At 60.1% G+C, this 22,665-nt stretch carries 24 protein-coding genes; 9 read left to right on the top strand and 15 right to left on the bottom strand.

The window, feature by feature from the left end; genetic code table 11:
• The first annotated feature begins 27 nt into the window (after window positions 1–27).
• Window positions 28–912, top strand: coding sequence for a hypothetical protein (locus Q1B27_RS22540; RefSeq protein ID WP_299851634.1), 885 nt, complete (start codon window positions 28–30; stop codon window positions 910–912).
• Window positions 913–987: 75 nt separating this feature from the next.
• Here Q1B27_RS22540 and Q1B27_RS22545 read toward each other — a convergent pair whose 3' ends face one another.
• The 5 genes from Q1B27_RS22545 to Q1B27_RS22565 form a co-directional block, all read right to left on the bottom strand.
• Entirely contained in the window at window positions 988–2,013 is a 1,026-nt protein-coding gene (locus Q1B27_RS22545; RefSeq protein WP_299851637.1) for a hypothetical protein, read from the bottom strand.
• A gap of 241 nt (window positions 2,014–2,254) precedes the next feature.
• Window positions 2,255–2,725 carry an SRPBCC family protein gene (locus Q1B27_RS22550; RefSeq protein WP_299851640.1) on the bottom strand — a complete coding sequence of 157 codons (471 nt, stop codon included), beginning with the start codon at window positions 2,723–2,725 and terminating at the stop codon, window positions 2,255–2,257.
• Window positions 2,726–2,882: 157 nt separating this feature from the next.
• Entirely contained in the window at window positions 2,883–3,392 is a 510-nt protein-coding gene (locus tag Q1B27_RS22555; RefSeq protein ID WP_299851643.1) for a hypothetical protein, read from the bottom strand.
• Between the two features lie 150 nt (window positions 3,393–3,542).
• On the bottom strand, window positions 3,543–3,998 hold the full coding sequence (locus Q1B27_RS22560) for a DUF6623 family protein (RefSeq protein WP_299851646.1): 456 nt from the start codon (window positions 3,996–3,998) through the stop codon (window positions 3,543–3,545).
• 242 nt (window positions 3,999–4,240) lie between these two features.
• On the bottom strand, window positions 4,241–5,869 hold the full coding sequence (locus Q1B27_RS22565) for an AMP-binding protein (RefSeq protein WP_299851649.1): 1,629 nt from the start codon (window positions 5,867–5,869) through the stop codon (window positions 4,241–4,243).
• Window positions 5,870–5,991: 122 nt separating this feature from the next.
• On the opposite strand from Q1B27_RS22565, the gene Q1B27_RS22570 reads away from it, so the two are divergent.
• The 3 genes from Q1B27_RS22570 to Q1B27_RS22580 all read left to right on the top strand — a co-directional run bounded on the left by Q1B27_RS22570 (window position 5,992) and on the right by Q1B27_RS22580 (window position 8,403).
• A complete protein-coding gene (locus Q1B27_RS22570) occupies window positions 5,992–6,639 on the top strand; it encodes a sulfotransferase family 2 domain-containing protein (RefSeq protein ID WP_299851794.1) in 648 nt (215 codons plus the stop codon).
• Between the two features lie 252 nt (window positions 6,640–6,891).
• The gene (locus Q1B27_RS22575) at window positions 6,892–7,524 is read left to right on the top strand and encodes a Hint domain-containing protein (RefSeq protein WP_299851652.1); all 633 of its coding nucleotides are present in this window, start codon (window positions 6,892–6,894) and stop codon (window positions 7,522–7,524) included.
• A gap of 192 nt (window positions 7,525–7,716) precedes the next feature.
• Window positions 7,717–8,403 (top strand): LysE family translocator, encoded by a 687-nt coding sequence (locus Q1B27_RS22580; protein WP_299851655.1) that lies wholly within the window; start codon window positions 7,717–7,719, stop codon window positions 8,401–8,403.
• Window positions 8,404–8,537: 134 nt separating this feature from the next.
• Here Q1B27_RS22580 and Q1B27_RS22585 read toward each other — a convergent pair whose 3' ends face one another.
• From Q1B27_RS22585 to Q1B27_RS22625, 9 genes are all read right to left on the bottom strand, one after another.
• The gene (locus tag Q1B27_RS22585) at window positions 8,538–10,733 is read right to left on the bottom strand and encodes a 3-hydroxyacyl-CoA dehydrogenase NAD-binding domain-containing protein (protein WP_299851657.1); all 2,196 of its coding nucleotides are present in this window, start codon (window positions 10,731–10,733) and stop codon (window positions 8,538–8,540) included.
• On the bottom strand, window positions 10,730–11,215 hold the full coding sequence (locus tag Q1B27_RS22590) for a cupin domain-containing protein (RefSeq protein ID WP_299851660.1): 486 nt from the start codon (window positions 11,213–11,215) through the stop codon (window positions 10,730–10,732). Before Q1B27_RS22590 ends, Q1B27_RS22585 begins: the two co-directional genes overlap by 4 nt.
• Before the next feature lie 3 nt (window positions 11,216–11,218).
• Window positions 11,219–12,430, bottom strand: a complete 1,212-nt coding sequence (locus Q1B27_RS22595) for an acetyl-CoA C-acetyltransferase (RefSeq protein WP_299851663.1) — start codon at window positions 12,428–12,430, stop codon at window positions 11,219–11,221.
• A 14-nt stretch (window positions 12,431–12,444) separates the two neighbouring features.
• A complete protein-coding gene (locus Q1B27_RS22600; protein ID WP_299851666.1) occupies window positions 12,445–13,080 on the bottom strand; it encodes a glutathione S-transferase family protein in 636 nt (211 codons plus the stop codon).
• Between the two features lie 271 nt (window positions 13,081–13,351).
• The gene (locus tag Q1B27_RS22605) at window positions 13,352–14,509 is read right to left on the bottom strand and encodes an acyl-CoA dehydrogenase family protein (protein WP_299851669.1); all 1,158 of its coding nucleotides are present in this window, start codon (window positions 14,507–14,509) and stop codon (window positions 13,352–13,354) included.
• Between the two features lie 14 nt (window positions 14,510–14,523).
• Window positions 14,524–14,736 carry a hypothetical protein gene (locus Q1B27_RS22610; protein ID WP_299851672.1) on the bottom strand — a complete coding sequence of 71 codons (213 nt, stop codon included), beginning with the start codon at window positions 14,734–14,736 and terminating at the stop codon, window positions 14,524–14,526.
• Window positions 14,737–14,776: 40 nt separating this feature from the next.
• Entirely contained in the window at window positions 14,777–16,555 is a 1,779-nt protein-coding gene (locus Q1B27_RS22615) for an acyl-CoA dehydrogenase C-terminal domain-containing protein (protein WP_299851675.1), read from the bottom strand.
• Between the two features lie 42 nt (window positions 16,556–16,597).
• Window positions 16,598–16,999 carry a MerR family DNA-binding transcriptional regulator gene (locus tag Q1B27_RS22620; RefSeq protein ID WP_299851720.1) on the bottom strand — a complete coding sequence of 134 codons (402 nt, stop codon included), beginning with the start codon at window positions 16,997–16,999 and terminating at the stop codon, window positions 16,598–16,600.
• Between the two features lie 335 nt (window positions 17,000–17,334).
• Window positions 17,335–17,709, bottom strand: a complete 375-nt coding sequence (locus Q1B27_RS22625) for a MerR family DNA-binding transcriptional regulator (protein ID WP_299851722.1) — start codon at window positions 17,707–17,709, stop codon at window positions 17,335–17,337.
• Between the two features lie 116 nt (window positions 17,710–17,825).
• On the opposite strand from Q1B27_RS22625, the gene Q1B27_RS22630 reads away from it, so the two are divergent.
• Genes Q1B27_RS22630 through Q1B27_RS22640 form a run of 3 tightly spaced genes read left to right on the top strand, consistent with a single transcriptional unit; the run spans window position 17,826 to window position 20,069 of the window.
• The gene (locus Q1B27_RS22630; protein WP_299851726.1) at window positions 17,826–18,248 is read left to right on the top strand and encodes a PaaI family thioesterase; all 423 of its coding nucleotides are present in this window, start codon (window positions 17,826–17,828) and stop codon (window positions 18,246–18,248) included.
• Entirely contained in the window at window positions 18,248–18,757 is a 510-nt protein-coding gene (locus Q1B27_RS22635) for a PaaI family thioesterase (RefSeq protein ID WP_299851729.1), read from the top strand. Before Q1B27_RS22630 ends, Q1B27_RS22635 begins: the two co-directional genes overlap by 1 nt.
• On the top strand, window positions 18,750–20,069 hold the full coding sequence (locus Q1B27_RS22640) for an MATE family efflux transporter (RefSeq protein WP_299851732.1): 1,320 nt from the start codon (window positions 18,750–18,752) through the stop codon (window positions 20,067–20,069). Before Q1B27_RS22635 ends, Q1B27_RS22640 begins: the two co-directional genes overlap by 8 nt.
• A gap of 50 nt (window positions 20,070–20,119) precedes the next feature.
• On the opposite strand, the gene Q1B27_RS22645 is transcribed toward Q1B27_RS22640, so the two are convergent.
• A complete protein-coding gene (locus tag Q1B27_RS22645; RefSeq protein WP_299851735.1) occupies window positions 20,120–20,674 on the bottom strand; it encodes a flavodoxin family protein in 555 nt (184 codons plus the stop codon).
• 110 nt (window positions 20,675–20,784) lie between these two features.
• Between Q1B27_RS22645 and Q1B27_RS22650 the strand changes: the two genes are divergently transcribed.
• Both Q1B27_RS22650 and Q1B27_RS22655 read left to right on the top strand, forming a co-directional pair.
• Window positions 20,785–21,978 (top strand): bifunctional 2-polyprenyl-6-hydroxyphenol methylase/3-demethylubiquinol 3-O-methyltransferase UbiG, encoded by a 1,194-nt coding sequence (locus tag Q1B27_RS22650; protein WP_299851738.1) that lies wholly within the window; start codon window positions 20,785–20,787, stop codon window positions 21,976–21,978.
• A gap of 4 nt (window positions 21,979–21,982) precedes the next feature.
• Window positions 21,983–22,642 (top strand): SOS response-associated peptidase, encoded by a 660-nt coding sequence (locus tag Q1B27_RS22655; RefSeq protein ID WP_299851741.1) that lies wholly within the window; start codon window positions 21,983–21,985, stop codon window positions 22,640–22,642.
• The last annotated feature ends 23 nt before the right edge of the window (window positions 22,643–22,665 follow it).

The raw sequence follows: 22,665 nt of genomic DNA on the forward strand, positions 1-22,665 counted from the left end.
CTGTCCCCAATTGTTCTGGGGATAAAAATGAGCATATCGAGAGTGTTTGCGGCCGCTGCCATTGCCGTAACTTTCAACCTGAACAGCGCACAGGCACAGACCTTGTCAAATGGTCTGATTCCCGCTGAATTTCCACCAAGCTCGTACAAGGGCCGACAATATGTCGACAGCGAGGGCTGCGTGTTTATCCGCGCGGGTGTGGATGGGAACGTCACCTGGATACCGCGCGTGACGCGCAGCCGCAAAGCGATCTGCGGCTTTCAGCCTACATTCGCACGTCAGGCAAAACCTGTTGTGGTCGAAGCCCCTGAGGCGGCGACGGTGGTCGCGCCACAGCCGACCTATCAGCCTAAAAAGGTAAAGCGCACCACAAGAGCGGCGGCGCAGGCACAGCCAGTGTTGCCCGCCGCAAAAAAGGGTGATCCGGCTTGTCGGGGTGGCAACGCCGTGTCGCAGCAATATGTGGGGCGGGTCGGCGAGAATGTGCGTTGTGGCCCGCAGCAGGGCTCTTTGTCAGCATATTCACAGCACCGCAATAGTCGCAGTGGTTCATCAGGGCATGCCCAAGATCAGGTTCAGTCGGCGACAACACGCGTCGTGCCGCGCCATGTCTACGAGAGCCAAATGGTCAGCGTGCCGGGTATTGGCATTCCGGAAGGGTACAAACCGGCCTGGGATGATGACCGGTTGAACCCGCGGCGTGTGCATCAGACGATGGCTGGCGAGGCACAGATGAATCAGGTCTGGACACAGACATTACCGCGCAAACTGATCCGGCATGATGCAAGCGCAGCCACCTCAAAAAGCCAGACGGGTCAATATGTTGCGACAAGTCAGATCGGGACGACCGTGACGGTTTCAACACGGTCTAAACCTGCAAAGTCAACACAGCGTAAGGGCAACGAACGCTAGGGGCAGGGCGGGCTTGCACGCGGTGCGGCAGAAACTCTGGGCATTGGTGTTTCGGATAACCTAGCGCAGATTACCTCAACCGCCGCAGATGCCTTGCAGACGCACCCAGTTTGCGTCGCTGAGGACCGGGTCTGTTTCGATGCCCGCAAGGGGGTCGGCCTCGATCAGGCCCAGCGTGGTTTCGCCCGATATATCGACCGCATAGGCATAGGGCGTAGAGCGTACCGACCATGTTTTGAACCCGGCCAGTAATATGTCTTGCGGCAAGGGTTTTCGGGGGCCCGTCAATAGATGTTTGGCATAGGAATTCAGCGCATCGGGCTTGATTTCCCCGGTGGTCAACAGATTGAAGCTGGACCAAAAACCGTTGTATTTCAAAAGCCTGTCCAGCGGATCATAGAGTTCTGCACGCAGGCGCTCGGCGACGATGTAACCCGCCAGAACGTCTGGTTCCTCGTGATCTTCGACGAGGGCGCGGTTGATCAGGATGGTACTGCCGGGGAGATGGGTGGCCTTGGCGACGCCGCCCCGGACGACCAGCAACCGGCCGGGGCCGTTGGGCGATGGAAGTCTGCGGGCGAGGGAGGCGAGGGCGGCATCGCCATCAGCCTCGTGGCAGGCGGGGCCGGTAATGCGCTGCATGATCGCGAGCAGGGATTGCCCGATTTCGACCCGCTTCACATCCGGGACGACCGAAACCGCATGGGCACGCATGGCCCCCGGCAGCCAGAAGGTCAGCAGCGCCACGACCGCCGCCATCGACGCCAGAAACAGGACCAGCCGCAACCGGCCCGGATGCGGGCGTTGACGGTCAACAGCAGCACGCAGCTTTTCAATCGCGGTGACCATTTCCCGTTCATTTTCAGGGAGTTCCAGCGTTTCACCGGGGTCACCATCGGGGTGGTAAATCGCCGGGCGCTTCCCGGGATTGAGGCGTTCAACCGCCGGAATGGACCAATGCGCCAAGGGCCGTTCCCGGAGATCGGTGATGACCAGCGTGGCATCCCCGATGGACACGATCACCTCGGTGCGCTGCGCGTCCGGGGTCGCGCGCCACAGTCCCGATGCTTCGAGACGCTGATACTTGTCGAGTGCGGTCATTGGGGTGCGGGCCTGCTCTGCCTTCTTTTCGAGGATATTAACACCGCGTACCCCGCTCGGGCAATTGGTGATCGGGGGGTCAGCCTCGAATCACGGAGAAATCCCCGGTTAACAAGGCAAAACCCGTCCCGGGGTCACGTCGGTATAACGTCGGTATTTTGTCGGTATTACGTCGGTGCGGCGCACCTAAAAACCCTGCGTTAACAGGGCGTGCGCTTTTGCGGAAGCTGCGCGTGCGACGTTATTCCGCGAATTGTTCCTCGACAGCAGCCAGACCGGATTCGTAAATGCCGGCGATGGTGTCTTCCATGCTGGGATCGTCGGACTTGAAGCGGCCTTCCCATGTGATGGTGGTGCTTTTGAGTGTTTCGACAGACAAGGTGGCGATGTAATTCTCGACCGGCAGGGGCGAGCTGACGATGCTGTAAGTGTAGGACAGCCCGGGTTCGACCGCGATGCGTTTTTCAACAAACTCGGCGCCGCTGGTCGTATTGAGAATGCGGTGCAGTGAGCCATCTATCACTTTGAGGCTGCAACTGCTGACCGCAGGGTGCCAATCGTCAATGTCGCAGAAATCGCCGACAACGTTCCAGGCCTGCTGAGTTGACACATCGAGATCGATCAGCCGCGATACGGTGTAATCTTCGGCACTGGCGCTGGATGCGAGCATGCTTATGAATGCGGCGAGCGTGATTTTAAAGGTATGTTTCATTGAATGTCCCCATCGAAAACACCGAGTATACGAGCGTTTTTCTGAAACACCAGAGTGGCCGATTGCATCGCGCCTGGCGGTTTGATCAGCGGTTTCTTCAACTTGCAGGTAAAGAGCGAAGCGCAAATCCTAGTCGGTTTGGCGCTTCGCAATCGGGTCAGTCGTCGCCACCGGTTCCGCCTGTGCCGCCGTCGCAGTCATTGCCGCAATCATCGCTGGAACAGTCGACGGCAAAGAAACGTTCGGTCTTGGGATCGGGAATTGCGGGCCAGTAGGGTTCTGCGGCGGCCTCTCCGAAGGTGGTGCGATAATCGTCGAGGAAGCGCTTGTAGTCGCGCGTACCCATCGCCAGCGGTTTGGCCCCGGGCCCGTCATAGCCGCGCACGTTTGGATAGTGGTGGATGAAACCGCCACCGAGCTTGTTGCAGAAATTTTCGTAGATATGGGTGAACAGAATGAAGGTGTGCCACAGCTTGTCGATCGGCCCCCGCATCCCGTAGCCACGTTCGGCGGCGGCGCTGAGGGCGAGGAACCTTTTCAGTTCACGCTCGTGCCGCTGGGCCTCGGATTTCGAGAGCCCGGTCTCTTGCCGATAGCGATAGATTACCTTGTCGAGCGGGAAGGCCATCGCGCGTTCAATCATTTCGGTTTTATCACATTTGGTCATTTCAATTCTCCTGATATTTACAAAGTTTGGGGGACGAGATCATCTCTCGCCTGATCCCCGAACGGTGTGAGTGTCACCTGAAATACCGGCGAACCGTTGGGGTGAAACCGGGCGGCTGCTATATGCGGGAAAGCCGCCCGGGAACTGGGGTCAGGTGCGTTCTTCGAACCACGCGCCGGCGCCGACAAAGCGGACCCTGCCGCGGCTGTCGTCGAACCGGACCCGGACCGACATGCAGAGCGGGCCCGAGCAGATGGCGTCGGGCAGGTTGAAGTTTTCATTCAGGGTTCTGCCGGTCCAGTTGAGCCCGCCCGCATGATAAATCCGGGGGCTGGCATTGCCGCCCTGGGATTCGTGCACGTTGACCTCTTCGACGACGGCATAATTGTTTACGTAGCCCCGCAGGTACGCGTGGTAGTGGTCTGCGGTGTCATCATCCAGCGTGCTGGCCGAAGGGATGGCAAGGTGGAACCAGTTCCAAGTGCCGCCGTTCTGCTGGATATCGGTGCCGAAACCGGCGCGTCTGATGCGTACATTACGGAAGAAGTCTTCGTATTCTACCTGTACGGCAACGCCGTGCGTCCACAATCTGAACGTATCGCTCATGGTAATTTCTCCTTAAAAATGGTGCGCTCAAATCGAGCGCGATCGTCTAAAAAAATTTTTGCATATAGTGGGGGGAGTTTAGCACGCTTAGGTGGATTGGAATATGTGCAATATTCCACCAAAAGGCGAGTTTGACGTAACGTTGGCAGGGTTGACAGCGCGGGATTCCACGGCGCGGCGCGCGGGTTTTCAGCACGCGGCGATGAGGTGGCCGCGCGTTCCGGGACCGAGAGAGAGCGGGTTCAGAGGTCTTGTGCGACTTTGCGCAGTTCGAACTTCTGGATCTTGCCGGTGGCGGTTTTGGGCAGTTCCTGAAACACCACCCGCTTGGGGGTTTTGAACCCGGCCAGGTTTTCACGGCAATAGCCGATCAGCGCGGCCTCGTCGGCAGCGGCGTTCTTTTTCAGCTCGACAAAGGCGCAGGGCACTTCGCCCCATTTGTCGTCCGGCTTGGCGACCACGGCACAGAGCAGCACATCGGGATGCGCCATCAGCACGCCTTCGACCTCGACCGACGAGATGTTTTCGCCGCCCGAGATGATGATGTCCTTGGCGCGGTCGGCGATCTTGAGGTAGCCGTCGGGATGTTGCAGGGCGATGTCGCCCGAGTGGAAATAGCCCCCGGCAAAGGCCTCGGCGGTGGCTTCGGGGTTTTTCAGATAGCCCTTCATCACCGTGTTGCCGCGGATCATGATCTCACCCTGGGTTGCGCTGTCCATCGGGATCTGGGTCATGGTTTCGGCATCCATCGAGGTGATGTCCTCGGCCATGGGCATCAGCACGCCGGTGCGGGCCTTGATGGCATAACGTTCATCCTCGGGTTTGTCGTCCCAGTCGCTGTGCCAGAGGCATTCGGTGACATGGCCGTAGGTTTCGGTCAGGCCGTAGACCTGCATCACGTCAAAGCCCAGCGGTTCGATCTTGCGCAGGGTGGCGGCGGGGGGCGGGGCCCCGGCGGTGAAGACTTTGACCACGTGGTCGAATGCGCGGCGGTCTTCGTCATCGGCATTGACGATGGTGTTGAGGACAATGGGCGCGCCGCCGAAATGGCTGACCTTCTCGTCGGCGATGAGGTCATAGATGCCCTTGGCGGTCACGTCGCGCAGGCAGATCACGGTGCCGCCCAGCAGGGGCATCATCCAGGTGTGGTTCCAGCCGTTGCAGTGGAACAGCGGCACGATGGTCAGGTAGCGCGGATGCAGCACCATTTCCCAGCTGATCACGGTGCCCATGGTCATCAGATAGGCGCCACGATGGTGGCAAACCACGCCCTTGGGTCGCCCGGTTGTGCCCGAGGTGTAGTTGAGCGAGATGCTCTCCCATTCATCCTCGGGCATGATCCAGGCGAAATCGGGATCGCCGGTGGCCAGCAGTTCCTCATAGGTCATGTGATTGCCCGAGGCCGGATGGCCGGCCTGATCGTCGGGCACTTCGATGAGGATCGGGGCGGGGCCGTCCATCTGCGCGATCGCATCCAGCGCCAGGGGCAGGAACTGGCTGTCGACCAGCACGGCCTTGGCCTCGCCATGATCAAAGATGTAGCCGACGGTGTTGGATTCGAGCCGTGTGTTGATCGTGTTCAGTACAGCACTGCAGGCGGGCACGCCGAAATGCGCCTCGGCCTGGGCGGGGACGTTGGGGATGAGCGTGGCGACGACATCGCCGGGTGTCACGCCCAGCCTGGCCAGCCCCGAGGCCAGCCTGGTGCAGCGCTCGTAATATTGTGCATAGGTGCGGCGGGTATCGCGATAGACCACCGCTTCGTATTCCGGGAAAAGGCGCGCGGCGCGGCGCAGATGTGACAGCGGTGTCAGCGGCACGAAATTGGCGGCGTTCTTGTCCAGTCCGGTTTCGTCGTTCATCCAGCCCATCGGTCTCTCCCTGATTCTGTCCCTTCGGCGCGGTTAACAGAGAATATTCGAATTGCGCCAGCGATCAATTTTTAAATGTCAGACAATTGAATTTGCCCCGGCGGAGCCCTAGCGTGGGGCGCATGATCATCTCGTCCGGGCGCAATTACATCTTTGTCCATATCCCCAAGACCGGGGGGACGTCGCTGGCGCAGGCACTGGAGGCGCGGGCGATGAAGGATGATGTGCTGATCGGGGATACGCCCAAGGCGCTGAAACGGCGGCACCGGCTGAAGGGTGTGCAGGCGGTGGGGCGGCTGTGGAAGCATTCGACATTGGCGGATATCGACGGGCTGGTGCCAATGGCGCAGATCAGGCGCGCCTTTACCTTTACGCTGGTACGCAACCCGTGGGATCGGCTGGTGAGCTATTATCACTGGCTGCGGGATCAGAATTTCGACCACCCGGCGGTGGCTTTGGCGCAGGCGCGCGATTTCAGCGGGTTCCTGAATGCGCCCGAGACGCAAGGCGCGCTGAGGGCGCAGCCCTATGGGCACTACATGACCGCCGGTGATGGGCAGGAACATTGCCGCGCCTATCTGCGGCTGGAGCATTTTTCGGCGGATGCCGCCCCCCTGTGGGATCATCTGGGGTTCGAGCTGAGCCTGCCGGTGACCAACCGGTCGCGGCGGGCAGGGGCCTATCAAAGCTATTACACCGATGCCGACCGGCGACTGATCGAAGGCATTTCTGCGCCCGATATAGGGCGATTCGATTATCGATTCGAATAACCGCCGCGGCCCGGATTCTCCTAAATACCTGAATTGCCGCGGCAAAATCGTGAACAATCGCAGAGCCGGGCAATTGATTGGCCACAATGGGGCGACATTGCCTTAATTCTGCCCCGGTTCGGCCCAAGAGCCGGCAAAAGAAGCCCGCAAATTGAACGGGTTAACGCCACAGTCCGGCTGCCACCGGAATTTCGTGAGGGGATGCAAGAAATGCACGGATGGACATTTGAACGAGACGGGAAAACCCGCCGTATGTCAGACATAACAGGCGCCTATGACGGCGGTGCCACCGGGGTAATGACGGGCCTGTCGGTGGAAACCAAAGTCGCCTCTTCAATGGGATGGCGCAAGGTGGACGCGTTAACGGAAGGCGACAGGGTGCTGACCTTTGACGCCGGCATGCAACCGATCAGTAAAATTTCACGCTTGCAACTTTGGAATGGCGATGGTCCCTGCCCGGATCGTTTCTGGCCGCTGGAAGTTCCGGCCGGGGCCCTGGGTAATCGCGAATTGATGAGGTTGCTGCCGAACCAAAGTGTGATGATCGAAAGCGATGCCGCCGAGGAGGTTTATGGCGATCCGTTCACCCTTATACCAGCCGCAGCGCTGGACGGGCTGAACGGTATACGCCGGTTCGAACCCGATCCCGGGTTCGAGGTCTATATCCTGCATTTCGAAAGCGATCAGGTGGTCTTTGGCAATAGCGGGGCATTGTTTTTCTGCCCCTCGGCCCGTGACCTGCTGGAACATGCTTTCGATACGGTCGAGCAGTCGACCTATGTTGTGAGACCGCTGAGGGAAGCGCGTATTTTAGCGGAAGAAATACGCGTGGCCACGGCAGCGGTCTGCGACGTGTCACCATGCGCAGGCATGGTCGCCGCCTGACGGGCAAAGAAGAAGGCGGCACAAAGAAACCGCGCGGCCTGCATGGGAGCCGCGCGGTTTTTTCATGTCGGTGGTGATGCTTTGTCGGTGATACTTTTTCAGGCGCAAGGTCAGGGTTTAAGACGCCAGCGATGGATGATCGGGCGACCACCGCTTTGAAGTCGACCAACCACCGCTTGCGGATTTCATCGTTTGACCGGATCACAGCCGATCCCTACGATCATCAGAACAGTTGGGGAGATGGCGATCATGGCGATGGAGACATATCTGATATATCTGGCAGCGGTCGCTGTATTTTTCGCGACCCCACCCGATACCAGCCAGCTTCTGATTATCTCAAACAGTATCCGGCACGGGTTGCGAAGAAGCGTTTGCACCATTGCGGGCGATCTGACGGCAAACTGTCTGCAAATGACCGGTGCAGCGTTCGGTCTGGCGGCGATCATCGCGACATCGGCAAGTGCGTTTATCTGGATCAAGTGGCTTGGTGTTGCCTATCTCATCTGGATCGGGCTGCAGTTGATACTGTCGAAAGAGCAGTCATCGGATGTTGACGCAACTGCGTCGGGTCACGCGTTTCGGCTTTTCCGGCAAGGTTTCGTGACGTCGATGGCGAACCCGTTCGCGGTTGTCTTTTTCGGCGCGCTGTTTCCGCAATTCATCGACCCCACATTGCCGGTGCTGCCACAGCTTTTCATCCTCGGGGTGACATATCTTTTGGTCGATGGGGCGATATTGCTGCTGTGGGGATGGATGGGTATCCGCGCCGCCACGGCGTTGAAGCGGTTTTCCTTTGCGGCCGTGAACAAGGTCTGTGGCAGTCTTATGATCGCGGCAGCGGCGTTGCTGGCAAGCAAGGATTTCCAGCCCGAACGCTGAGAACTGAGCATCTGAAAATGCAACCTGGCAGGCATTGGGTCGTTCTGTCCAATCCGCAAACACACCAAAGCCGCCTTTCGGCGGCTTTGGTCTTTCAGGTTTTTACCGTCGAATTGACGACCTGATACTGCTGATCAGGCGGCGTCGGCCTGTCCGGCGAAACGGCCATAAAAGCTCTGGTTCTTTTTCGCCATGTCGCGCAGCAGGTCGGGCGTGGTAAAACGCGGGCCAAACTCATTGGTCAGTTGATCACAACGTTCGGCCGCATAGGGCGTGCCGATGATGTCAAGCCAGCTGAACGGGCCGCCGGACCACGGCGCAAAACCCCAGCCCAGGATCGCGCCCACGTCGCCTTCGCGGATGTCTTCCAGCACGTCTTCTTCCAGGGCGCGCACCGCTTCCAGAACCTGCGCGAACATCAGGCGATGTTGCACGGTGATCAGATCAGGCTGGTCGTCGGCAGCGGGATATTTCGCGGCGATGCCGTCCCAATAACCCAGACGTTTGCCTTTTTCGTCGTAGTCGAAGAAGCCGGCATTGGATTTGCGGCCCAGACGGCCTTCGCCTTCCATCCAGAAGATCACCTCGTCCACCGCCTCGTCCGGGTAATCGTCGCCCATGGCGGCGCGGGTGGCGCGGGCGATCTTGGCACCCAGATCGATCGAGGTCTCATCGACCAGTTGCAGCGGTCCGACCGGGAAGCCCAGCTGGCGCGCGGCATTGTCGATGAGCGAGGGCGCCACCCCTTCGGCGACCATGCGGATGCCTTCGTTGATGTAGGGGATGATGCAGCGGTTGGCATAGAAGAAGCGCGCGTCGTTGACTACGATCGGCGTCTTCTTGATCTGGCGGACGTAATCCAGCGCCTTGGCCACCGCGACCGGGCCGGTCTGCTGGCCCTTGATGATCTCGACCAGCAGCATCTTTTCGACTGGCGAAAAGAAATGGATGCCAATGAACTTCTCGGGCCGCGCGGACGCCTTGGCCAGATCGCTTATCGGCAGGGTCGAGGTGTTGGTGGCAAAGATGCACTCGTCGCTGGTGACGGCCTCGACCGCCTTGGTGACCTCGGCCTTGATCCGTGGATCTTCGAACACGGCCTCAATGATCAGGTCGCAGCCCTTGAGTGCGTCGTAATCGGTGGTGGCGGTGATGAGGGAAAGAACCTTCTCTTTCTTCTCTTCGGTCGCCTTGCCGCGTTTGATGCCCTTGTCCAGATAGGTGGCGGTATAGTCTTTGCCGCGGTCGGCGGCCTCCTGTTTCTGGTCGATGAGCACCACTTCGATGCCCGCCATGGCCGATACAAGCGAAATGCCCGCACCCATCATGCCCGCGCCCATGACACCGACCTTCTTGACCGTCTGATCGGGGGCCTCAGGGCGGTTGGCGCCTTTTTCCAGTGCTTCCTTGTTGATGAAAAGTGAACGGATCATCGCCGCCGAGCTGGGGTTCATCAGTACATTGGTGAACCAGCGCGCTTCGACCTTGAGGGCGGTATCGAAGGGCACTTGTGCGCCCTCATAGACCGCACTGAGCAGCGCCTTGGCGGCGGGGAACGCGCCTTGCGTCTTGCCGTTGACCATGGCCGAGGCGCCCACGAAGGTCATGAACCCGGCGGGGTGATAGGGTTCGCCACCGGGGATCTTGTACCCCTTCTCGTCCCAGGGTTTGACGAATTTCGGCTCTGACAAAACCCATTCACGGGCTTTTTCGATCAGCTCATCCGCGGGGACGACCTCATCAATCAGCCCGCCGGATTTGGCTTTCTTGGGATCGCTCAGCTTGCCTTCGAGCAGGAAGGGCGAGGCACCCATGGCCCCCAGCTTGCGGGTGAGGCGCGCGGTGCCGCCCATGCCGGGGAAGATGCCGACCATGATCTCGGGCAGGCCGATCTTGGCCTTGGGATTGTCGGCGGCAAAGATGCGGTGGCAGGCCAGCGGGATTTCCAGGCCGATGCCAAGCGCTGTGCCGGGCAGGCAGCAGGCGATGGGCTTGCCGCCTTTGTTCTTGTCGTCCATGCCGCCGCGTTCGATCTTGCGCAGGATGGCATGGGTTTTCATCAGCCCGTCCATCAGGCCCTGCGCGGGGTTGTCCCCGGCGCTTTCCTTCATCTTGGCGATGATGTTGAGGTCCATGCCCCCGGCGAAAGATCCGTCCTTGCCCGAGGTCAGAATGATGCCCTTGATCGCATCGTCGGCCAGCGCCTGATCAATCAGCGCATCAAGGTCCAGAAACCCCTGCTGGTTCATCACGTTCATAGACTTGCCGACCGTGTCCCAGATGATGATGGCCACGCCATCGGCGTCGGTTTTCATTGTAAAATCAGTCATGTGTTCTCTCCCGTTTCGGGTGCTTTGAAAGGGCTACCATCCTTGTGGGTAAAGGTGGCATGTCCGTCATTGATGGCGACCATCAGGTCGACGTCTGAATAGGTGGCGACTTCGCTTGGGCCGCGCGTACCGATGACCAGAAAGGCAACCGGCGCGTCGCTGCGGTTGACGAAGTGATGCCCGTTTGGGTCATTCGCCGGAAAGGCGGCGCAGTCGCCGGGGTTCATTTCAGTCTCGCCGTGATCGTCGATCAGGGTGCAGATGCCTTTGGTCACCATCACGAATTCATCTTCGTTTTGATGCCAGTGCCGGAGCGAGGATTTCGCACCGGGTTCCAGCATCACAAGGTTCGCACCGAACTGTGACAGCCCGCCCGCATCGCCCAGGCGCAGCGAAGACCGCCCCGCCATTTCGGAATCATAAGGCGCGGGGTAAATCGAGCCGGTGCGCGGCTCGATTTTGGATTGGTCGATCACCGGCATGGGTCAGACCCGCTCGATGATGGTGGCGGCACCCATGCCCGATGCGATGCACAGCGTGGCAAGACCGGTTTCCTTATCGGTGCGCTCCAACTCATCCAGTAGGGTGCCGATGATGATGGCACCGGTGGCGCCCAGCGGGTGGCCCATCGCGATCGAACCGCCATTGACGTTGACTAGTTCAGGATCGACATCAAACGCCTGCTGGAAGCGCAGCACGACCGAGGCGAAGGCTTCGTTGACTTCGAAAAGGTCGATATCGCCGATCTGCATGCCTGAATCGGCAAGGATTTTCTGGGTTGCGGGCACTGGGCCGGTCAGCATGATCGTAGGATCGGTGCCGATCTTGCAGGTCTGGCGGATGCGGGCGCGGGGCTTCAGCCCGAATTTCTTGCCGAACTCTTCGTTGCCGATCAGCACACCGGCGGAGCCGTCAACGATGCCGCTGGAATTGCCCGCGTGGTGGATGTGATTGATCTTTTCCAGATGCGGGTATTTCAGCTTGGCCACGGCATCAAAGCCCGGCATCACCTCGCCCATTTGCTGGAAGGCGGGGTTCAGGCCGCCCAGGGACTGCATGTCTGTGCCGGGGCGCATGTATTCATCATGATCCAGGATGGTCAGACCGTTCTGATCCGTCACGGTGATGACGGATTTATCGAAACGCTTGTCTTCCCACGCAGCTGCGGCGCGCTGCTGGCTGGTCATTGCCAATTGGTCCGCCTGATCGCGGGTAAAGCCGTATTCGGTCGCGATGATATCGGCGCTGATGCCTTGCGGGACGAAATAGGTTTCCATTGCAACGCTGGGATCGACGGCGATGGCGGCCCCGTCGCTGCCCATCGGCACGCGGCCCATCATCTCGACCCCGCCGGCGATATATGCCTCGCCCGCGCCGCCCTTGACCTGGTTGGCCGCCAGATTGACGGCTTCCATGCCCGAAGCGCAGAACCGGTTGATGGCCAGGCCGGGAATGGATTCGTCCAGATCCGAGGCCAGCACGGCGGTGCGCGCCAGACAGCCACCTTGTTCTTTCACCTGCGTGACATTGCCCCAGATCACGTCCTCGACCGCGTGGCCATCGAGCCCGTTGCGGTCCTTGAGTGCATTCAGAACCTGGGACGAGAGGCGCACAGCAGTGACCTCGTGCAAGCTGCCATCTTTGCGGCCCTTGCCACGCGGGGTGCGCACGGCGTCATAGATAAAGGCGTCGGTCATGTTCGTTCTCCTTGTCAGGCCCGGTCCGCGGGGGAGCCGGGCATCAGGTCATATGGGTGTTTCCAGCCGGGGGTCGCTTCGATATTCGAAAGCCACCGGTCGATATGGGGCCAGTCCTTGCGGTCGAAGCCGAAAGGCTCGGGGTAGAACAGATAGCCACAGCACGAGATGTCGGCATTGGTGATGCCGTCGCCGACAATCCAGTCGCGGCCGTCGAGATGGGTGTTGAGCGAGGCATACGCGGCCTTGAGGCGGCCCTGCATGAAGGGGATCACCTCGGTCGGGCGTTTGTCTTCGGGCAGGAAGTTCATCAGGAAACGGGTCATACCGGCCTGGCTGGAAAGCTTGTGATTGTCCCAAAAGACCCACCGCATTACTTCGCGCTGTTCGGCCGCATCCTTGCCGCCGAACTTGCCAGTCTTTTCAGTGATATACATCTGCATGACGCCCGATTGGGTCAGCGTGGTGTCGCCATCGACCAGCACCGGCACTTCGCCCATGACGTTGATCTTGCGGAATTCCTCGCTTCGGGTCTCGCCGCCGAAGAAATCGACATAGACCGGCTCCCAGTCCAGGCCGCTGAGTTCCAGTGCAAGTGCGGCCTTGTAGGCGTTACCGCTTTCTCCCATGCAATAGAGTTTGATCGTCATGCGCGTTCTCCCGGTGTTGTGCAATTTATCGCTGTTGGTTTTGAGTATTTTGACCAAGAAGAAGCAGGGGGGTGTTTACCTGCTGTTAACCGCAATGCGCTGTGATCGGCGATGCGGTACAGGCTGGAGAGCCGATGACCGCCCAAGGAGAAGCCCTGTTCCGTCGCCTGATGCCAATTGGCCCGTGTGCGGGGCAGGGTGGACCGCCTGTCTTCTTCTTGGTCCAAATACTCCCGCCGGAGGCGTCCCGACGGTATTGTCTGGTGCGTGGTCATGAGGGCTTTCCTTCGGTGAAGCTACGCGAAATCAGCTCTTTCATGATTTCATTGGTGCCACCGTAGATGCGCTGGACGCGGGCGTCAGCCCACATTTCCGCGACCGCGTATTCCTGCATGAAGCCGTAGCCGCCGTGCAGTTGGACGCATTCGTCCAGCACGTCGCACTGGGTATCGGTCATCCAGTACTTGGCCATCGCCGCCTTTTCGACGCTCAGCGCGCCGCGCATATGTTCCGCGATGCATTCATCAAGGAACGCACGCGCCACCTTGGTTTTGGTCAGGCATTCGGCCAGCTTGAAACGGGTGTTCTGGAACCGGGTCAGCGGGCCGCCAAAGGCTTCGCGTTCCTGGGCGTAGGCAATGGTGCGTTCGACCGCGCCTTCCATGGCGCCCTGCGCGCCGCAGGCGATGATCAGGCGTTCCTGCGGCAGCTGTTCCATCATCTGGAAGAAGCCCCGGCCCTCATCGCCGCCCAGGATGTTTTCCGGCGGGATTTCCACATTATCAAAGAAAAGCTCGGAAGTATCCGCAGCATGCAGGCCAACCTTTTCAAGATTGCGACCGCGGCTGAAGCCGTCCGCACCCTTTGCCTCGACCACCACCAGAGAGATGCCGCGTGCGCCTTCCTTGGGGTCAGTCTTGGCCGCGACGACGATCAGGTCGGCGTGCTGGCCGTTGGTGATGAAGGTTTTCTGACCCGAGAGGCGATAGGAATTGCCCTCGCGCAGGGCCTTGGTCTTCATGCCTTGCAGGTCCGATCCGGCACCCGGTTCGGTCATCGCCAGCGCGCCGACCATCTCGCCTGAGACCATTTTGGGCAGCCAGCGTTTTTTCTGATCATCGCTGCCGTAAGACAGGATGTAATGGGCGACGATGCCGGAATGAATGGGGTTGCCCCAGCTGGCCAGATTGGCGCGGCTCTGCTCCATGCAGATCACCGCCTCGTGGCCGAAATCACTGCCAGCACCGCCGAATTCCTCGGGGATCGAGGGGCACAAGAGGCCCAGTTCACCCGCTTCGTTCCAGGTCTCGCGATCCATCTCGCCCTGTTTGCGCCAGCGTTCGTAGTGCGGCCCCCATTCATCGGTGATGAATTTCGCCGTCATCTCGGCCAGCATCCGGTGTTCGTCTGTCATCCAGCTTGATGTCATCGGCTGCGTCCCTGTCATTTCTTGCGCGTTTCCAGCTCGGAATTGAAAATCCTGAGCCGGTGCGAAAACGTGTCTTCGTTGATCACGCTGTCGAAATTTTCAAAGAGGAAAGACAAGGCCTCGCCCTCGTCCAGCCCGGCCTCTTGCGCGAAACGTCGGAGGCGCCGAAACCCATCCTCGGTCATCGCGGCGTTGAAACGGCGGGTCAGGCGAAAGCGTTTGGGCATGTCTTTCCTCTCTGTCGGGTGGGGTTTCCCCCACCATCCCTCAAAACTGGCCGGCCTCCAATGCCATAACGGGATCGGCGCCGGTTTCGATCCGGGCCAGGTGCAACGCGGTCGCGGGCAGCCGGCGTTTCATGTAGTAACGGCCGGTCGCAATTTTAGTCTCGTAGAACTGCGTATCCGAGGCCCCGCCATCAAGGGCCGCCTGTGCTGCCTTGGCCATCTGCGCCCACATCAACCCGAGGCAGACATGACCGAAGAGATGCATGAAATCATAGGAACCTGACAGCGCCGCATTGGGGTTCTTCATGCCGTTTTGCATGAAATACATGCCCGAGGCCTGTAAATGCTTGGACGCTTCTTTCAGCGGGTCAAGGAAATCGGCCTTGAGTGCCTCATCGCCCTCGTTTTCCTTGATGAAGCTTTTGATCATGTCAAAGAAGGCCATGATCGGTTTGCCGCCATCGGTGGCCAGTTTGCGGCCCACCAGATCCAGCGCCTGCACGCCGTTGGCACCTTCGTAGATCATGGCGATCCGGGCGTCGCGGGTGAACTGGGACATGCCCCATTCCTCGATATAGCCATGCCCGCCATAAACCTGCTGCGCCAGCACGGTCATGTCATAGCCCTCGTCGGTCAGGAAGCCCTTGATCACCGGCGTCAGCAGCGACACCAGACCTTCAGCGGCCTCGTCCCCACCGCGATGCGACTGGTCGATCATCTTGGACCCCCAGAGCAGGAAGGCGCGTCCGCCTTCGACAAAGCTTTTCTGATCCATCAGTGACCGGCGGATATCCGGGTGCACGATCAGCGGGTCGGCCGGGCCATCGGGGTTTTCATCGCCGGTCACGGCGCGGCCCTGGAGGCGGTCCTTGGCGTATTCCAGCGCGTTCTGATAGGCAACCTCGGCCTGCGCCAGACCCTGCATGCCAACACCGATCCGGGCCTCGTTCATCATGGTGAACATGGCGCGCATGCCTTTGTGTTCCTCGCCCAGCAGGTATCCTGTCGCCTCGTCATAGTTCATGACACAGGTCGAATTACCGTGAATGCCCATCTTCTCTTCGATCTTGCCGCAGCTTACGCCATTGCGTTCGCCCAGGCTGCCGTCTTCGTTGACGATGAATTTGGGCACAATGAAAAGACTGACACCCTTGATGCCTTCGGGGCCACCGGGGATCTTGGCAAGGACCAGGTGGATGATGTTTTCGGCCATGTCATGTTCGCCGGCCGAGATAAAGATTTTCTGGCCCGTGATCTTGTAGCTGCCATCGCCCTGCGGTTCCGCCTTGGTGCGCATGAGCCCCAGATCGGTGCCGCAATGCGGTTCGGTCAGGTTCATGGTGCCGGTCCATTCGCACGACGTCATCTTGTGCAGATAAGTGGCCTTCTGCTCGTCCGAGCCGTGCACCAGAATGGCCGAGGCAGCACCATGGGTCAGGCCCTGATACATGGTGAATGCCTGGTTTGCGGCAGAAGACGTTTCGCCGACTGCGGTGTACATGATGTAGGGCATGTTCTGACCGCCGAATTCCTCGGGCAGGTCGATGCCGGGCCAGCCGCCCGCCTTGATCTGTTCGAACGCATCCTTGAAACCGGTGGGCGTGCGCACGACGCCATTTTCCAGCACACAGCCTTCGGTGTCACCCACCACGTTGAGGGGCGAGAGAACCTCGGAGGCCACTTTGCCCGCCTCTTCCAGAATGGCACTGGTAAAATCTGCATCCAGATCGGCATAGCCGGGGGTGCTGTCTTCGGACACGTTCAGAACATCGTGCAGGATGAACTGCATGTCTTTTATCGGGGCGGTATAGCTGGGCATCGGTGGTCTCCCTTTGGTCTTGGGTCGCGAATGGTGTGGCGGTTATTCCGCCGCGTTCTTGGTGTTTCTGAGCGAGGCAAGCATCTGGTCGCCCCATTTCATCTGGTCGCGCAGGTCTTCGATGGCGACATCAAGCTCATCGCGCTGGCGCTCCATCTCGGCCAGGCGTTCCTTGGCAATTTCATAGGCGCGTGACAACTGGGTGAATTGCTGGTCGCCCTTGTCATATAGGTCAAGCAGCTGCCGGATCTCTTCAAGGCTGAAACCAAAGCGCTTGCCACGCAGGATCAGCTTGAGCCGGGCGCGGTCACGTTTGGTAAAGAGACGCTTCTGGCCATCCCGGATCGGGAACAAAAGCTCTTTGGACTCGTAAAAACGCAAGGTACGGGGGGTTACCTCGAACTTGTCGCACATCGCGCGGATTGTCATCGTATCGTCGGTCATCGGTTTGCCTATTTTCACACACAAGATGAGAGGTATCTGTGCGCCTCGGGGATTCGATACAACAGCAGGATGTGTTGACGTAACCGATACGTCACGTCACTTTTAAGTTGACGTAAGATAAGGCAAGGTAAAGTTGTGATTTTGGTAATTTTGTTAGGCGGAATCTGGCTGTCAGCGGTGGTTTTGATTTTGGCTGGGCTGCTGCTTGCCGTTAACCCAAGGCCGAGGAAACCTGCAAACCTGCCCCGTCTTATGCCTTGCAACGCGTGGATTTTCCCCGGTGGATCGTGTTGAGCGCAACGGGTTTGTCGCTGACCGTCACCAAATAGTAATACCTAGTTGCTTTCCAGCGACCCCACGGTTTCGTCGCGCAGCGCTTTGAGTTCATCTATCGCTTGGTCCAGCTGGGCGCGCTGTTCGGCCAGTTCCCCCAATTGTTGATCAGCAAGCTCGATCCAGCTGCGCATCTGCGCTTCTGTGCCCTCATGCTCGTAGATCAGCAGCCATTGCCGAATATCTTCCAGTGCAAAGCCGAATTTGCGACCGCGCAGGATCAGCGTCATCCGGGCGCATTCCCGCGCGCCATAGTATCGTGACCGGCCCTGCCGTTCGGGTTGCAGCAATTCAATATATTCGTAGTAGCGCAGCGTGCGTGGCGTCACGTCGAACTTGGCGCACATTTCCTTGAACGAAAGTTTGGTATCAGGCATCGTTTCAGGCTCTCCCATCCCCAAGCGTAAGTTCAACCGCGCGCGGGTGCAACAGGTGCCCTTGCGGCGATTGCATTTTGCGGCTCATAAAGGGGCAACTTGCAGGGGAGCGCCGGATGAGCGTCGATAAAGTCAAACTGGCCAAACAATTCATGGGCGCGCTGCCGCACGCGCGGGCGCTGGGCATGACCTTGACCGATATTGGTGAGGGCCGGGCCGAGTTCACGATGGATTACGATGAACGCTTCATCGGTGACCCGGAAACCGGTGTCATTCATGGTGGCGCGGTGTCGGCGCTGATGGATACCTGTTGCGGGGCGGCGGCGCTCAGCCATCCGTCGTCACCCGGCAGCACTGCAACGATAGATCTGCGGATTGACTATATGCGGCCGGCCACCCCGGGCCAGCAGATCAGGGCACAGGCGGAATGCTATCACGTCACCCGGTCCGTGGCCTTTGTGCGTGCCCGCGCGATTGACGAAGATGACAGCCTGCCCGTGGCCACCGCCACCGGCACCTTTACCGTGGAGGGCAAGTGATGTCCCGCCGCAAGCCCGAACCGGTTCAGGTGGTCAAGCAGCGCCGCGATGCGGCCCTGAAAGCGCTGGTCGACGGTGTGCCCTATATCCGGTTTTTGGGGATCGAGTTTGAACGGCGCGGTGACGAGTTGACCGCGTTGATGCCATTTGACGATAAGCTGATCGGCAACCCGATCCTGCCCGCGCTGCATGGTGGGGCGACGGCGGCGTTTCTGGAGGTGACCGCGATCATCGGGCTAAGCTGGTCGATGCTCTGGGAAGAGATCGAAAGCGGCGCCTTCGACCCTGATGCACTGCTTGGCGGGCAGATGCCGCGCTTGCCGAAAACCATTGATTTTACAGTGGATTACCTGCGGTCGGGCCTGCCGCGTGACGCCTATGCACGGGCGCAGGTCAACCGCTCGGGCCGGCGTTATGCCAGCGTTCACGTCGAAGGGTGGCAGGACAATCGCAACCGCGCCTTTGCACAGGCCACGGGTCATTTCCTGATGCCCAAGCGCGATGGCTGATACGAGCCGCGCCGTCACGCACAGGCGAGTGCTTAACATCGCGGGGCCGATCGTGCTTGCCAACGCGACCGTGCCCATTCTGGGTCTGGTTGACACCGGCGTGGTCGGACAGATGGGACAGGCCGTGCCGATCGGTGCTGTGGGCATCGGTGCCATCATCGTCACCGCGATCTACTGGATGTTCGGCTTTCTGCGCATGGGCACGACCGGACTGACCAGTCAGGCGCAGGGGGCGGGCAAATCCAGTGAAGTGGCGGCGATGCTGACCCGGGCGCTGATGATCGGCTTGGCGGCTGGCGTTGCGATCATCTGTTTGCAGGTTCCGGTGTTCTGGGCTGCCTTTCAGGTGTCCCCCGCCAGTCCCGAGGTCGAGGCACTGGCCCGCGATTACATGCAGATCCGCGTGTTCAGCGCGCCTGCGATCATCGCGATGTTCGGTGTTACCGGCTGGCTGATCGCGCTGGAACGCACCCGTGCCGTGCTGGCCATGCAGCTTGTGATGAATGGCCTGAATATCGGTCTTGACCTATGGTTCGTGCTGGGGCTGGACTGGGGGGTGGCAGGGGTCGCCTGGGCCACGTTCTTTGCCGAATGGTCCGGGCTGATGCTGGGGCTTTGGCTTTGTCGTGACGTGTTCCGGGTGCCAGCCTGGCGCGACTGGGCGCGGGTCTTTGACCGCGAAAGATTGCGCCTGATCTTTTCGGTCAATTCCGACATCTTCCTCAGAACATTGATGCTGGAATGCATTTTTGTCTCGTTCCTGTTTCTGGGGGCTGATTTCGGCGATGTGACGCTGGCCGCCAATCAGGTGCTGTTGCAATTTTTGCACCTCACCGCCTACGCGCTGGATGGGTTTGCCTTTGCGGCCGAGGCGATGGTTGGGCAGGCGCTGGGTGCACGTGACAGGTCGCGTCTGCGCCGCAGCGCCATTGTCACAAGCCAATGGGGCCTGCTGACCATCCTTTTGCTGTCCATCGCGTTTGCGCTTTTTGGCGGAGCGATCGTCGATCTGATGGCCAAGGCGGTGGAGGTGCAGGCAGAGGCGCGCATCTATCTGATCTACATGGTTTTGACGCCGCTCACCGGTCTGGCGGCCTGGATGCTGGATGGTATCTTTATCGGGGCGACCAGAACGCGTGACATGCGGAACATGATGGCAATCAGCCTGGCAGTCTATATCGCGGCCGTCACGGTTCTGGTGCCCCTGATGGGCAATCACGGCCTGTGGCTGGCGCTGCTGATCAGTTTCATCGCACGGGGAGTGACGCTGGGCCTGCGTTATCCCGCGCTTGAGGCTGCGGTGGCACGCTAAGGAAAACGCCGTTGGTTCGAGACACCGGGCAAGAGGAGAGCCCGAGACGTTTACCGGGTCCAGCGTGCTGCGGCCAGTTTGATGCGTTCACCGAAACGACGGGCCGTTTCCAGATCACCGGGCTCGATCAACTGCTCCTTGTCGCGCGATGACGTGGCCATCAGGCCCAGGTGGCTGCCATCCCGGTTCAGCCCCGGATTTTCCGGTGCCACCGGTGCGCCAATCTGGTTCGGGCCGATCCAGACCATGCCCATCTGCGCGGCATAGATTGCCAGCCGCATCAGCGTGTTCAGCTTGTCGCCCGACGGGTATGTCGCAACCGTGAATCCACCCGCGATCTTGTCGGCCCAAAGCTGATCTGCCCAGCGGTCGGACGCCTCTTCGAGGAACGTATCGAACCGCGCGGCGGACGAACCCATATAGGTGGGTGTGCCAAAGAGAATGGCATCGGCCGCATCCAGCATGTCCCAGTCATCAGAGGTCATTTCCTCGACATCAATCAGCCGGGCCGGGTCGGCCCCGTCGGCCACGGCGTGTGCCAGTCGGCGGGTATGCCCGTTGCCGGTGACGTAGACGATAGCGATTGTGGGGGTCTGGTGGCTCATCGTCGCGACGCTGCCCGAGGATGGTGCGAAAGGCAAGAGCCGGGTTTTGGGTTTTGCATTTGCCGCCCGATGCAGCCTATCTTGCGCCGAAGGACAGGCAAGAGGCAGTAATGAATCAGGTCAAAGACCAGTACGAGGCGTATCCCTATCCGGAACGCGACCCCAAGGATGAAGCAACGCGCCTGATCAGCGGCTCGCCGTCGCATCCGCTGGAAATCGATCATTACCTTTTCGCCGGTCAGCGTGACTGGTCACAGCCTTTGCGGGTGCTGGTTGCGGGGGGCGGCACCGGCGACGGGCTGATCCAACTGGCGCACATGCTGACGCAGGCGGGCAAGCGGTACGAGATCACCTATGTTGATCTGTCCCGTGCCTCCCGCAAGGTCGCTGAGGCACGGGCGAAGGCGCGCAAGCTGAAAGACATACGGTTCGTCACCGGCAGTTTGCTGGACGCGCCCGAGCTGGGGACATTCGATTACATCGACTGCTGCGGTGTGCTGCATCACCTGCCGGACCCGTGCGCCGGGTTTCAGGCGCTGCGCGACGCATTGGCCCCCGGTGGCGGGTTGGGCTTCATGGTCTATGCGCCCTATGGCCGTTCGGGTGTCTATCCGCTGCAAGAGGCGTTTGGCGCTTTATATGAGGGCATGTCACCCAGGAACCGGCTGAAAGCCGCGCGCAAGATCGTCGCGGCCCTGCCCGAGGGGCATCCGTTCAGGGGAAATCCCAATCTGGGCGATCACCATGACAGCGATGCGGGCTTTTATGATCTGCTGCTGCATTCGCAGGATCGCGCCTTTGACGTGCCGCAACTGGTTGAAACGATGGCCGGCGCCGGGTGGGAGTTGAGCGGTTTCACCATGCCCGCGCTCTACGATCTGTCGCGGATCACCGAGATGCCGGCACATCTGGACAGGCTTGCGGCGATGAGCGTTGCCGAAAAGCTGCGTGGCACGATCAAGACGCATGTAGGGTATGCCGTACCTGCGGGCGAAGGCCGTGCGCCCGCCAGCGGGAAAAACCGATCCCTTGTGCCGCATCTGAAAGGGGTTGAAGCGCGCCTGCTGGCCCAGGCAGTCGCGCAGGGTCAGGCCCCCAAGCTGAGCTTTGCCGGCGTCAACGCGCAGCTGCGCCTGCCCAAACCCGCGGCCCCCCTGATCGCAGCCATCGACGGGCGCCGCAGCCTGACCCAGATCGCCGCCGTGACCAAGACCGATCCGATCGGGATGGGCGCCATTTGGGCCCGGATCGAGGCTGAACTGACCGCTTGGGGCATGCTGCTTTATTCCGGGATTTTGCGCTAACACCATGTGCGGACGGATTGCAAACACCCTGCCGACGGACGCGATGGCGCAGCTTTTTGCGGCGCGGCCCGCCAACAACCTGCCGAAGATACCCAATTTCAATATCTGCCCGACCGATCAACTGCATGTTGTCAGCCTGAATGACGGGCGGCGACATCTGGATGCGATGCGCTGGGGGTTCTTGCCGCATTGGTACAAGACGCCCGATGATGGCCCGCTTTTGATCAACACTCGGGCGGAAACGATTGCCGACAAACCAGCCTTCCGAAGCGCCTGCCGCAACCGACGATGCCTGATCCCGATCACGGGGTTTTACGAATGGACCAAAGACGATGCGGGCAACCGTTTGCCGTGGTACATTTCGTGCCGGGATGACGCGCCGCTGGCCCTTGCTGGGGTTTGGCAAAGCTGGGCGCAGGGCGATGTGGTGATGCGCAGCTGTGCCGTGGTGACCACGGGCGCCAACAAGGCAATGTCATCCATTCATCACCGGATGCCGGTTGTTCTGGCCAAGGCCGATTGGCCCTTGTGGCTGGGCGAGGCGGGCAAGGGGGCCGCGACCTTGATGACCGCCGCACCGGAGGAGGCATTGCGTTTCTGGCGCGTGGACTCAAAGGTGAATTCGAACCGCGCCAGCGGCGCTGAGTTGATCGAGGCGCTCTGACCACGCCGGTCGTGATCTGGGCC

Source organism: uncultured Roseovarius sp., from assembly GCF_947489715.1.
Classification (GTDB): Bacteria; Pseudomonadota; Alphaproteobacteria; order Rhodobacterales; family Rhodobacteraceae; genus Roseovarius.

Bases quoted from the DNA above. Each gene is read 5' to 3' on its own strand.
- Q1B27_RS22540 (WP_299851634.1), top strand. From the start codon at position 28: ATGAGCATATCGAGAGTGTTTGCGGCCGCTGCCATTGCCGTAACTTTC.
- Q1B27_RS22545 (WP_299851637.1), bottom strand. From the start codon at position 2,013: ATGACCGCACTCGACAAGTATCAGCGTCTCGAAGCATCGGGACTGTGG.
- Q1B27_RS22550 (WP_299851640.1), bottom strand. From the start codon at position 2,725: ATGAAACATACCTTTAAAATCACGCTCGCCGCATTCATAAGCATGCTC.
- Q1B27_RS22555 (WP_299851643.1), bottom strand. From the start codon at position 3,392: ATGACCAAATGTGATAAAACCGAAATGATTGAACGCGCGATGGCCTTC.
- Q1B27_RS22560 (WP_299851646.1), bottom strand. From the start codon at position 3,998: ATGAGCGATACGTTCAGATTGTGGACGCACGGCGTTGCCGTACAGGTA.
- Q1B27_RS22565 (WP_299851649.1), bottom strand. From the start codon at position 5,869: ATGGGCTGGATGAACGACGAAACCGGACTGGACAAGAACGCCGCCAAT.
- Q1B27_RS22570 (WP_299851794.1), top strand. From the start codon at position 5,992: ATGATCATCTCGTCCGGGCGCAATTACATCTTTGTCCATATCCCCAAG.
- Q1B27_RS22575 (WP_299851652.1), top strand. From the start codon at position 6,892: ATGTCAGACATAACAGGCGCCTATGACGGCGGTGCCACCGGGGTAATG.
- Q1B27_RS22585 (WP_299851657.1), bottom strand. From the start codon at position 10,733: ATGACTGATTTTACAATGAAAACCGACGCCGATGGCGTGGCCATCATC.
- Q1B27_RS22590 (WP_299851660.1), bottom strand. From the start codon at position 11,215: ATGCCGGTGATCGACCAATCCAAAATCGAGCCGCGCACCGGCTCGATT.
- Q1B27_RS22595 (WP_299851663.1), bottom strand. From the start codon at position 12,430: ATGACCGACGCCTTTATCTATGACGCCGTGCGCACCCCGCGTGGCAAG.
- Q1B27_RS22600 (WP_299851666.1), bottom strand. From the start codon at position 13,080: ATGACGATCAAACTCTATTGCATGGGAGAAAGCGGTAACGCCTACAAG.
- Q1B27_RS22605 (WP_299851669.1), bottom strand. From the start codon at position 14,509: ATGACATCAAGCTGGATGACAGACGAACACCGGATGCTGGCCGAGATG.
- Q1B27_RS22610 (WP_299851672.1), bottom strand. From the start codon at position 14,736: ATGCCCAAACGCTTTCGCCTGACCCGCCGTTTCAACGCCGCGATGACC.
- Q1B27_RS22615 (WP_299851675.1), bottom strand. From the start codon at position 16,555: ATGCCCAGCTATACCGCCCCGATAAAAGACATGCAGTTCATCCTGCAC.
- Q1B27_RS22620 (WP_299851720.1), bottom strand. From the start codon at position 16,999: ATGACCGACGATACGATGACAATCCGCGCGATGTGCGACAAGTTCGAG.
- Q1B27_RS22625 (WP_299851722.1), bottom strand. From the start codon at position 17,709: ATGCCTGATACCAAACTTTCGTTCAAGGAAATGTGCGCCAAGTTCGAC.
- Q1B27_RS22630 (WP_299851726.1), top strand. From the start codon at position 17,826: ATGAGCGTCGATAAAGTCAAACTGGCCAAACAATTCATGGGCGCGCTG.
- Q1B27_RS22635 (WP_299851729.1), top strand. From the start codon at position 18,248: ATGTCCCGCCGCAAGCCCGAACCGGTTCAGGTGGTCAAGCAGCGCCGC.
- Q1B27_RS22640 (WP_299851732.1), top strand. From the start codon at position 18,750: ATGGCTGATACGAGCCGCGCCGTCACGCACAGGCGAGTGCTTAACATC.
- Q1B27_RS22645 (WP_299851735.1), bottom strand. From the start codon at position 20,674: ATGAGCCACCAGACCCCCACAATCGCTATCGTCTACGTCACCGGCAAC.
- Q1B27_RS22650 (WP_299851738.1), top strand. From the start codon at position 20,785: ATGAATCAGGTCAAAGACCAGTACGAGGCGTATCCCTATCCGGAACGC.
- Q1B27_RS22655 (WP_299851741.1), top strand. From the start codon at position 21,983: ATGTGCGGACGGATTGCAAACACCCTGCCGACGGACGCGATGGCGCAG.